The following is a 12,776-nucleotide window of genomic DNA, read 5'->3' as shown; positions in this document are numbered from 1 at the left end:
GACCCCGGCTCGCTCCGAACCGACGCCGCCGGGCGTTGGTTTGCGGCGTTCACTCGTGGGGTGCGGCGAACTGGTCGAGCAGGCCCTTGGGGGCGTCGTCGGCGAAGCACAGGAGCAGGTTGGCGGCGGACTCCGCGGCGGCGTCCTGCGCCCGGGGGAACATCGCCTGCTCGTACCGGGCCAGCGCGGCCTCGGTGTCGCCGGGGTGCTCCAGCAGTGCCCGGGCGAGTTCGGCGCCGTCCTGCATGGCGTTGTTCGCGCCCTCTCCGGCGAACGGCGACATCACGTGGGCGGCGTCGCCGAGCAGCGTGACGCCGGGCACCCGCGGCCAGCGGTGGCCGACCGGCAGCGCCACGATGTGACGCGGCACCAGCGGTCCCTCGGCGTCGGCGAGCAGCGCCCGCAGGCTCGGGTCCCAGTCGGTGAACCGCTCCAGCACCGCCTGCCTGGCGGCCTCGGTGTCGGCGAAGTCGATCCCGTCCAGCCAGGACCGGTCGGCGCGGACGCTGGTGTAGAGGTGCAGGCTGCCGTCGGACTCGCGGTGGGCCAGGAAGGCCCGGCCGTCGCCGAGGGCGAAGAGCATGCCTCCGCCGACGGTCGCGGCCGCCTCCGGGTGACGGACGTCGGCGTCGTGCAGGTCGCTCTCGACCACGGAGATCCCGGTGTACTCGGGCACCGCGTCGGAGAGCAGCGGGCGGACCTTGGACCAGGCGCCGTCGGCGCCGACCAGCAGGTCGGCGGTGAACACGGTGCCGTCGGCGAGGGTGACCTCGTGGCGGCCGTCGGCGAGGGTGCGCGCGGCGGTGGCCTTCGCGCCCCAGCGGACGGCGTCCTCGGGCAGGGCGTCCAGCAGCAGCTCGCGCAACCGGCCCCGGTCCACCTCGGGGCGGCCGTGCGAGGAGTCCTCGTCGCTCGCCTCCAGGTGGACGGTGGCGTGCTTGTCCAGGACCCGCATGGCCTCCCCGCCGGGCATGACCAGACCCAGGAACTCCTGGTGGAGCCCGGCAGCGCGCAGGGCCGCCTGGCCGGACTCCTCGTGGATGTCGAGCATGCCGCCCTGGGTGCGGGCGTGCCGGTCGGTGTCCAGGTCGAAGACGGCGGCATCGACGCCGCCGGTGCGCAGGACGCAGGCCAGGGTGAGTCCGCCCAGGCCGGCCCCGACGATGGCGACGGGGTGGTGGATGGTGGTCGTCATGGTGGTGCCTCGATTCGCTTGCGGGGGCCGCTGTCCGGCGGCCGGTTCTCGGTGGGGGGGGTCAGTCCGGCTGCCTGGGGGTGGCTTGCGCGCCGTTGATGACCACGCGGAAGACCCAGGCCAGGCGCTGCTCGGGGGTGCCGGAGGTGAGGTCGGGGCCGAGCGCCGCGATCCGTGGGTGCGACCGGGCGGTCACCCGCCCGAGCGCCTCCAGCAGCGCGTGGTGCTCGGCCTCGGTGTCGGTGCCGCGGTCCCGGGTGGACTGCTCGGCGGCGGTCGCGGTGGCCACCTGGAGCAGCACGTCCACCCCCCAGGCTGCCTGCCCGTCGGGCACCCCGCCTTCGTGCAGCAGCGCGAGGACGGTCTCGACCAGCGCCAGGTAGTTCGGCCCCGAGGGCCGGGCCACCAGCGCCGAGTGGGCGAGGCCGGGGTGTTCGAACAGCACTCGGGTGTAGCGGCCGAGCAGGTCGCCGAGCCGCTGCCGCCAGTCGCCGCCCGCTCGCGCCGGGGCCAGGTCGACCGCGCCGAGCAGGTCCTCCAGGATCGCCGCGTGCAGCTCGGCGGTGTTCGCCAGGTAGACGTACAGCGAGGCCGGTCCGGTGTCGAGCTCCTGCGCCAGTCGGCGCATGGTGACCCGCCGCAGCCCCTCGCTCCGCATCAGGGTGACGGCGGTGGCGACGATGCCCTCGTGGCTGAGGGCGGGCTTGGCGGGCCGCTCGCGGCGGCTGCGGGGGGCGGGGGTCCGGGCTGTCATGGATCCAGCGTAACGAACATGTTCGTTACGAACAAGTTCGCCACGCCGCGCCCTCCCCCGAGTGGCGGTCCTGGCTGGCCCGGGGTCCGCCGAGCGGGAAGCCTGATGCTGACGGCGGCAGGCCACCGGCAGACTGCCTCAGCGAAAGGCGGTGTGGTCCCTTGGCCGAGTACACGGGAAAGAGCGTCTTCGAGTTCCCCGACGCGCTGAGCGACGACGAACTCCAGCAGGTCGAGAAGTCCCTGGCGCAGCACGGCGCCCAGGTCGACGCCCGGTCGCAGGCCTTCACCCCCTCCCCCGAGCCGCCCAGCTACGCGTTCACCTGCCTGGTCGACGTGGCCGACCAGATGGCGGCGGACAACACGGCGGCCGTGGTGCTGCGGCGGGCACTCTACGACTGCGACTACCTCCCGCTGCCGCCCCCGCCGCCGGTGAGCGACGGCTTCGCGGTCTGGCCCTGAGCACCGCGAGCCCCGGCCGGCGGGCCGGGCCGCCGCGCCGGTTCCGGCCTCCGGGCCGGTGAGCGCCCGCCCCTGAAGGTGATCCGAGCGTGACCGGCCCCGCGAGCGGGGCCGGTTTCCTTGCCGCCCGTTCTCCGCGCCCCGTTGACCATGCGCCCGCTCCGCCCCGTTGACCAGGCGCGCCCGAGCGACGGCCGTCCGGGGGATCCGCCGGACACCCGCGCCGGGGGCACACGGGCGTGCCTCCGCGCCCGCCGGGAGCGGCGTTGTCAGTGGCGTCTGAGAGAGTGACTCAGCGCGCTCGACAGATGGCCGCGAGTGACGGGAGGGTTCGCCGCCGATGCCTGCCCGCCCGCCGACTCGCCTTCGAACCGAAGGAGTTGTGATGACCACGCCGCCGACCACCCCCTGGCTCCCGCCCGAGCAGTACGTGCGGACCATCCAGCAAGCGACGATGTACGGCTGCCTCTACCTCACCGACGAGGCGGACCGGCCGCTCCAACTGCACACGGCCCTGCCCGAACATCCGCAGCGATGGCAGTTTCCCGGCGGGAACTGCGAGTTCGGGCAGACGCCCTGGCAGGCGGCGCTGCGGGAGCTGACCGAGGAGACCGGGCTGCGGCTGGAGGGACCGCCGCGCCTGCTCGCGGTGTGCTTCCGACTCCCGAACGAGGGCTGGCCGTTGGCGAAGGTGGGCTTCGTCTTCGACGGCGGGGTGCTGACCGCCGCGCAGTTGCGGCAGGTGCGGCTCGACCCGCAGGAGCACAACGCCTGGGAGGTGCGTGAACTGGAGGACTGGCAGCCCGACATGGGCGAGTACCACTGGCGTCGGCTGCTGGCCGCCCACCAGGCCCGGACGAGCGGTGTCGCGGCCTACATCTGCGAGGACGAGCCCGCGCCGGGCGCGGACGGCCCGACCGGATCCGGCGGCGACGGATTCCCGGGAGCACGGCCATGACCCGGACCAGCGGCACCACCAGCGCGACCGAGGACGCCCCCACCGGGACCGCCGAATCCGCCGAATCCGGCGGGGCCGCCGGGGCCGAGGAGCAGTTCGACGAGCAGTTCGACGAGCAGTTGCGGCTCCAGTTCGGCGCCGACAAGCGCGCCCTGGAGCTGATGCGGTTCAGCGGCCGGGCGATGGCCGCGCGCCTGCCGCGGCTGGTCGGCCGGGCCACGAGACTCGCCTGGGACACCGACCGCCGCGCCACCGCCGCCCTGCTCGGCTGCCAGCTCGCCTCCGGCCTGTTGCAGGTGGGCGGCCTGCTGGCGACCACCGGGACGATCAGCGCGATCATCGGCCCCGGACACATCACCGCGCGGCTGACCGCCGCGCTGCCCTCGGTGCTGGTCCTGGCCGGGACGGCCGGTCTGCGGGCGGTCCTCGGGCTCGCGGTCAGCGGCATGTCGCAGCGGCTGTCGCCCAAGGTCGCCCGCGCCGCCGAGCGCCTGCTGGCGGTCGGCGGCATGGAGGCCGAGCTGGCGGCCTACGACAGCCCCGGCTACTCCGACCGCTGGGACGCCGCCGACCGGGGCGCGCAGACCATCCAGGACCTGCTCTCCGGAGCGCAGAACATCATCGCCTCGGCCGCGTCACTGGCCGCCGCCGCGGTGGTGGTCTGCGTCCTGCACCCGCTGCTGCTGCCGCTGCTGATGCTGGCCTCGCTGCCGCAGGGCATCGCCAGCGTCAAGGGGGCCACCGCCGGCTACCTGGCCACCCACGAGACCAGCAGCGAGCGGCGGGCGCTGTTCCTGCTGCGCTGGTGGATGCTGGACAAGAACTCCGCCGACCAGGTGCGCAGCAACCACATGGCACCGTTCCTGATCCGCCGCTACGACGCGATCGGGGCCCGGGTCGACGCCAGCAACGACCGGGCGGTGGCGATCGCCGCGCGGTACGGGGTGATCGGGGCGCTCTGCGGCGGCTTGGCCTCCTGCCTGACCTGGGGCGTACTGGCGGTGCTGCTGGCGACCGGCCACATCGACGTGGCCAAGGCCGGAACGGCGGTGTTCGCGCTGCGCAACGCCGCCGGCAGCCTGCAGGGCATCATCGGCTACGGCGGCTCGGTGTTCCGCTACGGCATGTTCCTCGACGACTGGGCCACCTACCTCGACGAGGTCGGCGGCCACGCCCTGGCCCGGGGCAGCGCGGACCCGGGCCGGGCCACGGTGATCCGGGCCGAGGCAGTCGGCTACCGCTACGAGGAGGCGGCCGAGCCCGCCCTGGCCGGGGTCGACGTGGAGGTCCGGCGGGGCGAGATCATCGCCCTGGTGGGCGAGAACGGCTCCGGCAAGACCACCCTGGGCCGCCTGCTGGCCGGTCTGTTCCTGCCGCAGGAGGGCGCCGTCACCTGGGACGGCCAGGACACCCGCGAGCCGGGGCGGACCAGGTGATCGCGACCCTGCGCAGCGGGCTGGACACGCTCCTCGCCCGTGCGTTCTGGGGCGGGCAGGAGCTGTCCGGCGGGCAGTGGCAGCGGCTGGCGATCGCCCGCGCCTTCTACCGGCCCGCCGCGCTGCTGGTCCTGGACGAGCCGACCTCCGCCCTGGACGCCCGGGGCGAGCACCGGGTCTTCTCGCACCTGCGCGTCCTGGCCGAGGACCGCGCGGTCTGCCTGGTCACCCACCGGCTGCAGAACGTCCGCCTGGCCGACCGGATCTACGTACTGGACAAGGGCCGGGTCATCCAGTGCGGGACGTACGACGAACTGCTGGCCCAGCCGGGCCGGCTCTTCCACGAGCTGTGGCTGCTCCAGCACGTCGCGGACGACGACACCGGCGTCCCCGCGCCCCGAGGCGGCGACTGAGCGTCACAGCCGGGTGAGGATCCGGGGGCCGTCCTCGGTGATGGCGATGGTGTGCTCGATGTGGGCGGCGCGGCTGCCGTCGACCGTGCGCAGGGTCCAGCCGTCGGGGTCGGTCCGGTAGTCGTTCTTTCCCCCGGCCATCAGCATGGGTTCGATGGCGAGGGCGAGCCCGTGGCGCAGCGGGAAGCCGCGCCCGGGCCGTCCGTGGTTGGGGACGTGCGGGTCCTCGTGCATCCGGCGGCCGATGCCGTGGCCGCCGAAGTCGCCCGGCATGCCGCAGTCGGCGGCGCGGGCGACCGTGCTGATGGCGTGCGAGATGTCCCCCATCCGGTGGCCGACGGTGGCGGCGGCGATCCCGGCGTCCAGGGCCCGCTGGGTGGCGTCGATGAGCTCCAGGTCGCCGGGGCGCGGGGTGCCGACGGTGAAGCTGATCGCGGCGTCGCCGGTCCAGCCGTCCAGTCCGGCGCCGCAGTCGATGCTGACCAGGTCGCCGTCGCGGAGCCGGTAGTCGTCGGGGATGCCGTGCACGAGGGCGTCGTTCACCGACGCGCAGATGACCGCCGGGAAGGGGACGGGGGCGAAGGAGGGCTGGTAGCCGAGGAACGGCGAGGTGGCCCCGGCCGTGGTCAGCACGGTGCGGGCGGCCTCGTCGAGCTCGCGCAGGCTCACTCCCACGGCCGCCGCCGCGCGGACCGCGGCGAGCGCCTGCGCCACCACGCGTCCGGCCTCCCGCATCGCCTCCAGTGCGGTGTCGGTCTTGATCTCCACCATGTGTGTCGCAACTCCTAGTGATGCGGTGCTTCCCAATTCTTATACCGGTATTAGTATCACAGTCATGGTGAGAACTCCTTTGAGCCCGCAGGAACGGCGACGCGGGGAACGCTTCGGCGCCCTGCTCCGCGAGGCACGCGGCGACCGCAGCATGGTGGACGTGGCGGCGGCGGCCGGGGTGTCCGCGGAGACCCTTCGCAAGATCGAGACCGGCCGGGCGCCGACCCCGGCCTTCTTCACCGTCGCCGCCCTGGCCCACGCCCTGGGCCTGTCCCTGGACGTGCTGGCCACCGCCTGCGCCCAGGACGCCGCCGACGACATCGAGGCCGCGACCGCCTGACGGCATGGCCCCGGAGCAAGGGCTCTCATGTGACTTACATATGATCTCCGCTGCGACCACAGGAGGGGCAAATGGAATGGACAGCTTGGCGGGCACCGGGCCCGACGACGGGCGCGGTGGGCGTCAACCGCGTGTGCGTCGGCACCACATCCTGCTGACCCTGTGGGCGGTGGCCTGGTTCGCCGTGGTGTCACCGCACGGCGGGGTCTCCTGGCACTACGTCCGGACCGGCGAACAACTGCTGCTCGGGTCCATACCGGGCGGTGGGCTGGCGCTGTACGCCAACCATCCGGAGCTCCAGATGGGCCCGGTCAGCTTCCTCGCAGCCGGGCTCTTCTCGCCCTTTCCCCCCGCGATCGGCGAGGCCCTGGCCGAGGGGCTGATGTCGGCGCTCGGGCTGTACATGCTGGTACTCGTCGGCCGGACCGCCGCCGACCACCTGCTCGGCAGCGGCACCAACCACCGCCGACTACAGCAGCGGGTGCTGATCGCCGGTCTCGCCTTCATCCCGATGTGGACCGAGGTCGCGGTGCGCTTCGCCCACCTCGACGACGTGCTCGCGCTGTTCTTCACCACACTGGCGGTGCGGACGCTGGTCCAGGGCCGGGCGATCCCGACGGCCCTGCTGCTCGCCCTCGCGGTGGACTCGAAACCCTGGGCCGTGAACTTCCTGCCGCTGCTGCTGGCGCTGCCCCGTTCCAGCTGGCGCCCGGCGCTGCTCACCGCCGCGGGCGCGATCGGCGTCGCCTGGCTGCCGTTCTACCTGGGCGACCTCAGCTCCCTGGCCGCCGCCAAGTTCACCATCCCCAACCAACCGGCCTCGTCGCTGCGCTGGTTCGGGGTGCACAGCGCCGCCACCCCCTGGTGGGACCGCCCGGCGCAGACCGGCCTGGGGCTGGCCCTGGGCGCCCTGGCCGTGCGACGCGGACGCTGGGCCGGGGTCGTGCTGCTGGGCGCGGACGCGCGGATCCTGCTGGACCCCAGCGTCTACACCTACTACACCGCCGCCATCCTGCTGGGGACCCTGCTCTGGGACACCCTGGGGCAGCGGCGCCTGGTGCCCTGGTGGAGCTGGTCCGCGCTGATCTCGCTCTACGGCACCGCGCTGCTGGTTCCCTCCCCCTCCGCGCAGGGACTCATCCGACTCGGCTTCGTCGTGGTCTCCTCCGCGTTCGTGCTCTGCGCGCCCAGCCGCCCGACGCGCGGCGGGCGCCACGGAGTGCCGCAGCAACGCGGACGGCACGCGCTCGCGACGTCCGGGAGCTGAGCCGCGCCCGGACCGCCCGCGTGCGTCCGGCGCCCCCACCGGTCCGACGTCCTGGGCAGCGAACCTACACCCCGCGCCGGGGCGTGTCAGCTGCGAATTCAGGACGATGGCCGGTCGGCGGGCGCCGGAGAACCCGCCAAGCCCCGACGGCTGACAGCTCTTGACGCTGTGACAGCCCCAGTGCTTCACTCCCTTCGCAGAGAGCGCTCTCTAGGCGCCTCCCCGACTACCGCACCGCCCTCCCCATCCACCTTTTCCAGGGAGCGCCATGTCACTCACCCCCAACCGCCGCAGCCTGCTGCGCGGCACCGCCGCGCTGGCCGCCCTGCCCCTGGCCGGGGCCCTCACCGGCGGCTCCGCCTTCGCCGCCGAGCCCGCCGGCGCCGCGTCCGCCGCCGGTCACGGCCACGGCCCCGGCCGCACTCCCGGCCTCGGCGCCAACGTGCTGGTCTTCGACCCGTCGATGGGCGACGCCGCGATCCAGGCCCAGGTCGACGCCGTGTTCACCACCCAGCAGTCGAACCAGTTCGGCACCCAGCGCTACGCACTGGCCTTCAAGCCCGGGACGTACAACGTCGACGTCAACGTCGGCTTCTACACCCATGTCCTGGGCCTCGGCGCCTCCCCCGACGATGTCGTGATCAACGGCCATGTCACCGTCGACGCCCAGTGGCTGCAGGGCAACGGCACCCAGAACTTCTGGCGGGCCGCCGAGAACCTGTGCATCGTCCCGCCGGACGGCCTGGAGCGCTGGGCGGTGGCCCAGGCCGGGCCGATGCGCCGCACCCACGTCAAGGGCGACCTCTCGCTGTGGCCGAGCCCGCCCGGCAACCAGTGGTCCAGCGGCGGCTTCCTGGCCGACAGCGTGGTGGACGGCCAGGTGCAGTCGGGTTCGCAGCAGCAGTGGCTGTCGCGCAACGACAGCTTCGGCAGCTGGACCGGCTCCAACTGGAACATGGTCTTCGTCGGCGTCGAGGGCGCGCCCGCCCAGAGCTTCCCCAGCCCGCCGTACACCGTGGTGGACAAGACCCCGACCGTCCGCGAGAAGCCCTTCCTGACCATCGCCAAGGACGGCTCGTACCACGTCTTCGTCCCCGCCCTGCACCGGAACTCCACCGGCACCAGCTGGGCCTCCGGCTCCGCCGCCGGGCACAGCCTGCCGCTGTCCCGCTTCCACGTGGCCCAGCCCGGCGACTCCGCCGCGAGCATCAACGAGGCCCTGGCCCGGGGCCAGCACCTGCTGCTCACCCCCGGCGTCTACCCGCTGTCCGCACCGATCCGGGTCACCCGCCCCGGCACCGTGCTGCTCGGCCTCGGCCTGGCCACCCTCCAGGCCACGCACGGCAACTCGCTGATCGAGGTCGCCGACATCGGCGGCGTCTCCGTGGCCGGGGTGCTGCTGGAGGCCGCCTCCGCCGACTCGCCGGTACTGCTGCGCGTCGGCGAGGGACCGAGCCGCCGCAACCACGCCGCCGACCCGACCGTGCTGTTCGACGTGTACGCCCGGATCGGCGGCGCCGTCGCCGGTAGCGCGACCGTCAGCGTCCAGCTCGACAGCAACGACGTCATCTGCGACAACTTCTGGCTGTGGCGCGCCGACCACGGCCTGGACGGAACCGTCGGCTGGTCGGTCAACCCGGCCGACACCGGCTTCCTGGTGAACGGCGACCGGGTGACCGCCTACGGCCTGGCCGTCGAGCACTATCAGAAGTACGAGGTGCTGTGGCGCGGCAACCACGGCCGCACCTACTTCTTCCAGAACGAGCACCCCTACGACGTCCCCACCCAGTCCGCCTGGGTGCACGGCACCACCAACGGCTACGCGGCCTACAAGGTGGCCGACTCGGTCACCGACCACCAGGCCTGGGGTCTCGGCAGCTACTGCTACTTCGACCTGCAGGCCAACATCTACACCGACCGCGCGTACGAGGTGCCGGACACCCCCGGCGTCGTCTTCACCGACCTGATGATCGTCTGCCTGAACGGCGCGGGCGGCGGCGGCATCCTGCACTGCATCAACAACAGCGGCGGACCGGTGCAGAACGGCTTCGGCACCTACAACCTCACCGGCTACTCGAACGGCGTGGCCGGCTAGCCGCCCCCGCCCCCACCGAGCCGCCCCGTGACCGGACCGTCCTCCGGCCACGGGGCACCCGGCGAAATCCCTTTGCCCGGCCGGTCGGGGTGAGGTCAGCATCGCGCTGCGGCAGTACTGGGAGGACTTCCGGGCGCTGCGCCGCTACCTGGTGGGCAGGCCAGCAGTTCGGTCAGCGGGATTCCGGCCAACGCCCTTACCTCACGGGCCAGATGCGCCTGGTCGGCGTACCCGGCCCGGGCCGCGACGTCGGCCGGCGGGACGCCTCGGCGGGCCGGGGCGAGGGCCCGCTGCAACCGCAGCACCCGGTCCAGGGTCTTCGGCCCGTAGCCGAACAACTCCAGGCAGCGACGCCGCAGCTGACGTTCACTCAGGTACGTCAGCCGGGCCAGCTCGGGGACCCGCCGGCCGTGCCGCAGCCCGGACACGACGGCGTCGCGCACCGGGTCCGGCGGGTCCGCCCGGTCCACTCGGGCCACGATCAGCCGCTCCAGCGCCGCCCCCCGGTCCGCCGCCAGCGACACCCGCTCCGCCAGCACCCGGACCTCCCGCTGCGGCCACAGCGCCGCCAGCGGCACCCGGCGGTCGCGCAACTCGTGCGCCGGGACGCCCAGCACCGCCCCGCCGACCCCCGGCGCGAAGCGCAGCCCCTGGTAGCGCTCGCCCGGCCGACCGGGCACCAGCACCGCCGCCGTGTCCGGCCCGGCGACCAGCAGGTCGCCGTCGTGCCAGATCAGGTCCATGCAGCCGTCGGGCAGTACCCGGGCCGCCGCCTCGGACTCGGACTGCCGCGTCCACACCTTCCCCCTGGGGATCAGCAGCGCGGCACGTTCCTGGTACATGCCCCCAGTATCCCCGAGCCCAGCGCTCGCCGTCGGGGGCCGGGCCCGACCGCATCGCGGTGGGCCCTGACCGGCTACAACTCGACCACGACCGTGCCCAGATGGCGTCCGGCGATGACGTCGAGCAGGGCGTTCGGCGCCTGGTCGAGGCCGCTGATCCGGACGTGCGGGAAGCTGATCCCGCCGGAGCGCAGCCAGCCGCCGAAGCGCTCGGTCCACTCCGCCCGCGCCTCGGGGTTGTCGTCGGCGCTGTAGCCGCGCATGGTGATCTTCTTCAGCAGCAGTGGGAAGGAGTCCAGCTCCACCGGGGCGGTCCGGCCCGCGCCGTGCGCCGCGAGCTGCCCGGACAGGGCGCCGACCAGGACGAACCTGGCCCCCTGGCGGGCCGCGCCGACCGCGGCCCGCAGCTGCTCGCCGCCGACGTTGTCCAGGAAGACGTCGATGCCGTCGGGGGCGGCCGCCGCCAGCTGTTCGGCGAGCGGCTGGTCCGCGTCCCGGACCACGGCCGCGTCGTAGCCCAGCTCGCCGACCAGGCGCTCGGCCTTGCTCCGCGATCCGGTGCTGCCGATCACCCGGCCCGCGCCGAGCAGCCGGGCGATCTGCCCCGCCATCGAGCCGATGGCGCTGCCCCCGGCCGAGACGAACACGGTGTCGCCGGGCCGCAGCTCGACGCCCCGGGTCAGCGCCGCGTAGGCGGTCCAGCCGTGCCCCAGGTGCGCCACCGGGTCCGGCAGCGCCTGGTCGAGGCGGGTGCAGGCGGCGGGGGCGAGCACCGCGTACTCGCGCCAGCCGAGGTGGTGCGAGACCAGGTCGCCGGGGTGCAGCCCGCTCCCGGCCGGGGCCGAGACCACCTCGCCCACGGCCTCCTCGGCCAGCGGGTCGCCCGGGCGCAGCGCCGGGAAGGGCACCCCCTCGACCTGCTCGGCGCCCTCGCTGATCATCATCCGCAGCGAGGCCGAGACCCGGAAGAAGCGGTTGCGGACCAGTACCTGACCGGCGCCGGGCACCGGCAGCGGGGTCCGCACCAGCGTGAAGTGCTCCGGTCCGGGCAGGCCGTCGGGCCGGGCGGCGAGCCGCACCTCGCGGCAGGTCGGAGGCAGGTCGGACATGGTGTGCTCCTCACGTCGGGTGGATCGTCACGTCGGGTGGATCGTCTCGGGCTGGTCGTCGGCCCTGGTCCACGATCACCCGGGGACGTCCACCCCTTCCAGGTAGCGGCTGATTCGCGCCGGTTTCCGACATCGGTAGGGTGTCGAGTCATGGATCCAGTCGACCGCCAGCTCATCCATGCCCTGTACGTCGACGGCCGGGCCGCGTTCAGCCGGATCGCCGAGGTGCTCGGGGTCTCCGACCAGACCGTCGCCCGCCGCTACCGGCGGCTGAGCCAGGAGGGCGCGCTGCGGGTGCACGGCCGCCTCGACCCGGGGCGGCTCGGGCATGTGGTCTGGGTGCTGCGGCTGCAGTGCGCGCCGGGGACCTCCGGCAGCGTCGCCGAGGCGCTGGCGAAGCGCGACGACACCCATTGGATCCGACTGGCCTCGGGCGGTACCGAGGTCATCTGCAACGTCCAGGCCGAGGGTGAACGGGACCGCGACGCGCTGCTGTTGAAGAAGCTCCCGGCCACCCGTCCGGTGACCGCCATCAGCGCCTACTGCGTGATGCACACCTTCCGGGGCGGCCCGACCAGTTGGCATGGCGTCACCTGCGCGCTGACCGACGAGCAGGCCGCGCTGCTGGCGCCGCCACCGGTCACCGCGGCGGACCGGTCCGGACCGGTCGAGCTGGACCAGGGCGACCGTGCGCTGCTGGCGGGGCTGGCCCGCGACGGCCGGGCGACCCACGCGGCGCTGGCCGAGGCCACCGGCTGGCACGAGGCGACGGTCCGCCGCCGGATCGCGCACCTGCGGGCGAGCGGCGCGCTGTACTTCGACATCGACGTGGACGACCGGCTGCTCGGCTACGCCAGCCCGTCGCTGCTGTGGATCTCGGTCGAACCCGGGCAGCTGGCCGCCGCCGGGGAGGCGCTGGCCCGGCACCCGGAGATCTCCTTCGCCGCCGCCACCACCGGTCCCAGCAACCTGCTCGCCTCGGTCCTGTGCCCGGACGTCTACGCGCTGTACGAGTACATCGCGAACCGGGTCGGCGGCCTGCCCGGGATCCGGGGGATCGAGACCGCGCCGATCATACGCACGGTCAAGCGCTCGGGCGCGGCGGACCGGCCGGGGCGCGGCTGACGGCCCGGCC

Annotated in this window: 13 protein-coding genes; 8 read left to right on the top strand and 5 right to left on the bottom strand. The window is 73.9% G+C overall.

Annotated elements, in window-relative coordinates; all coding sequences use genetic code 11:
• Nucleotides 1–49 precede the first annotated feature (49 nt).
• Both GXP74_RS17320 and GXP74_RS17315 read right to left on the bottom strand, forming a co-directional pair.
• Nucleotides 50–1,195, bottom strand: coding sequence for an NAD(P)/FAD-dependent oxidoreductase (locus tag GXP74_RS17320; protein WP_182452367.1), 1,146 nt, complete (start codon nucleotides 1,193–1,195; stop codon nucleotides 50–52).
• A 61-nt stretch (nucleotides 1,196–1,256) separates the two neighbouring features.
• Complete coding sequence (locus GXP74_RS17315) at nucleotides 1,257–1,949, bottom strand: TetR/AcrR family transcriptional regulator (RefSeq protein WP_182452366.1); 693 nt, start codon at nucleotides 1,947–1,949, stop codon at nucleotides 1,257–1,259.
• Nucleotides 1,950–2,110: 161 nt separating this feature from the next.
• Here GXP74_RS17315 and GXP74_RS17310 point away from each other — a divergent pair, with 161 nt between their 5' ends.
• From GXP74_RS17310 to GXP74_RS41830, 4 genes are all read left to right on the top strand, one after another.
• The gene (locus tag GXP74_RS17310; protein ID WP_182452365.1) at nucleotides 2,111–2,410 is read left to right on the top strand and encodes a hypothetical protein; all 300 of its coding nucleotides are present in this window, start codon (nucleotides 2,111–2,113) and stop codon (nucleotides 2,408–2,410) included.
• Nucleotides 2,411–2,795: 385 nt separating this feature from the next.
• Nucleotides 2,796–3,368: an NUDIX domain-containing protein gene (locus GXP74_RS17305; protein ID WP_182452364.1), complete on the top strand. Its 573-nt coding sequence runs from the start codon at nucleotides 2,796–2,798 to the stop codon at nucleotides 3,366–3,368.
• A complete protein-coding gene (locus tag GXP74_RS17300) occupies nucleotides 3,365–4,804 on the top strand; it encodes an ABC transporter ATP-binding protein/permease (RefSeq protein WP_225448005.1) in 1,440 nt (479 codons plus the stop codon). The genes GXP74_RS17305 and GXP74_RS17300 overlap by 4 nt, the downstream gene beginning before the upstream one ends.
• Complete coding sequence (locus GXP74_RS41830; RefSeq protein ID WP_304940917.1) at nucleotides 4,801–5,217, top strand: ATP-binding cassette domain-containing protein; 417 nt, start codon at nucleotides 4,801–4,803, stop codon at nucleotides 5,215–5,217. Before GXP74_RS17300 ends, GXP74_RS41830 begins: the two co-directional genes overlap by 4 nt.
• 3 nt (nucleotides 5,218–5,220) lie before the next feature.
• Here GXP74_RS41830 and map read toward each other — a convergent pair whose 3' ends face one another.
• Nucleotides 5,221–5,988, bottom strand: a complete 768-nt coding sequence (map, locus tag GXP74_RS17295; protein WP_182452363.1) for a type I methionyl aminopeptidase — start codon at nucleotides 5,986–5,988, stop codon at nucleotides 5,221–5,223.
• A 64-nt stretch (nucleotides 5,989–6,052) separates the two neighbouring features.
• Here map and GXP74_RS17290 point away from each other — a divergent pair, with 64 nt between their 5' ends.
• The 3 genes from GXP74_RS17290 to GXP74_RS17280 all read left to right on the top strand — a co-directional run bounded on the left by GXP74_RS17290 (nucleotide 6,053) and on the right by GXP74_RS17280 (nucleotide 9,690).
• Nucleotides 6,053–6,328, top strand: a complete 276-nt coding sequence (locus GXP74_RS17290) for a helix-turn-helix domain-containing protein (protein WP_182452362.1) — start codon at nucleotides 6,053–6,055, stop codon at nucleotides 6,326–6,328.
• Nucleotides 6,329–6,404: 76 nt separating this feature from the next.
• Nucleotides 6,405–7,595, top strand: a complete 1,191-nt coding sequence (locus tag GXP74_RS17285; RefSeq protein ID WP_182452361.1) for a hypothetical protein — start codon at nucleotides 6,405–6,407, stop codon at nucleotides 7,593–7,595.
• Nucleotides 7,596–7,863: 268 nt separating this feature from the next.
• Nucleotides 7,864–9,690: an adenylyl cyclase gene (locus tag GXP74_RS17280; protein ID WP_182452360.1), complete on the top strand. Its 1,827-nt coding sequence runs from the start codon at nucleotides 7,864–7,866 to the stop codon at nucleotides 9,688–9,690.
• 95 nt (nucleotides 9,691–9,785) lie between these two features.
• Here GXP74_RS17280 and GXP74_RS17275 read toward each other — a convergent pair whose 3' ends face one another.
• Both GXP74_RS17275 and GXP74_RS17270 read right to left on the bottom strand, forming a co-directional pair.
• Nucleotides 9,786–10,532, bottom strand: coding sequence for a helix-turn-helix domain-containing protein (locus GXP74_RS17275; protein ID WP_182452359.1), 747 nt, complete (start codon nucleotides 10,530–10,532; stop codon nucleotides 9,786–9,788).
• A 74-nt stretch (nucleotides 10,533–10,606) separates the two neighbouring features.
• A complete protein-coding gene (locus GXP74_RS17270; protein WP_182452358.1) occupies nucleotides 10,607–11,641 on the bottom strand; it encodes an NADP-dependent oxidoreductase in 1,035 nt (344 codons plus the stop codon).
• A 150-nt stretch (nucleotides 11,642–11,791) separates the two neighbouring features.
• Between GXP74_RS17270 and GXP74_RS17265 the strand changes: the two genes are divergently transcribed.
• The gene (locus tag GXP74_RS17265; RefSeq protein ID WP_182452357.1) at nucleotides 11,792–12,766 is read left to right on the top strand and encodes an Lrp/AsnC family transcriptional regulator; all 975 of its coding nucleotides are present in this window, start codon (nucleotides 11,792–11,794) and stop codon (nucleotides 12,764–12,766) included.
• The last annotated feature ends 10 nt before the right edge of the window (nucleotides 12,767–12,776 follow it).

The sequence above is a fragment of the Streptacidiphilus sp. P02-A3a genome, from assembly GCF_014084105.1.
Taxonomy (GTDB): Bacteria; Actinomycetota; Actinomycetes; order Streptomycetales; family Streptomycetaceae; genus Streptacidiphilus.
The sequence above is the reverse complement of the archived record's forward strand: the minus strand, read 5'-3'. Positions and strand labels throughout refer to the sequence as shown.

Excerpts from the sequence above, each read along its gene's own strand:
- GXP74_RS17320 (WP_182452367.1), bottom strand. The coding sequence starts at position 1,195 with ATGACGACCACCATCCACCACCCCGTCGCCATCGTCGGGGCCGGCCTG.
- GXP74_RS17315 (WP_182452366.1), bottom strand. The coding sequence starts at position 1,949 with ATGACAGCCCGGACCCCCGCCCCCCGCAGCCGCCGCGAGCGGCCCGCC.
- GXP74_RS17305 (WP_182452364.1), top strand. The coding sequence starts at position 2,796 with ATGACCACGCCGCCGACCACCCCCTGGCTCCCGCCCGAGCAGTACGTG.
- GXP74_RS17300 (WP_225448005.1), top strand. The coding sequence starts at position 3,365 with ATGACCCGGACCAGCGGCACCACCAGCGCGACCGAGGACGCCCCCACC.
- map (WP_182452363.1), bottom strand. The coding sequence starts at position 5,988 with ATGGTGGAGATCAAGACCGACACCGCACTGGAGGCGATGCGGGAGGCC.
- GXP74_RS17290 (WP_182452362.1), top strand. The coding sequence starts at position 6,053 with ATGGTGAGAACTCCTTTGAGCCCGCAGGAACGGCGACGCGGGGAACGC.
- GXP74_RS17285 (WP_182452361.1), top strand. The coding sequence starts at position 6,405 with ATGGACAGCTTGGCGGGCACCGGGCCCGACGACGGGCGCGGTGGGCGT.
- GXP74_RS17280 (WP_182452360.1), top strand. The coding sequence starts at position 7,864 with ATGTCACTCACCCCCAACCGCCGCAGCCTGCTGCGCGGCACCGCCGCG.
- GXP74_RS17275 (WP_182452359.1), bottom strand. The coding sequence starts at position 10,532 with ATGTACCAGGAACGTGCCGCGCTGCTGATCCCCAGGGGGAAGGTGTGG.
- GXP74_RS17270 (WP_182452358.1), bottom strand. The coding sequence starts at position 11,641 with ATGTCCGACCTGCCTCCGACCTGCCGCGAGGTGCGGCTCGCCGCCCGG.
- GXP74_RS17265 (WP_182452357.1), top strand. The coding sequence starts at position 11,792 with ATGGATCCAGTCGACCGCCAGCTCATCCATGCCCTGTACGTCGACGGC.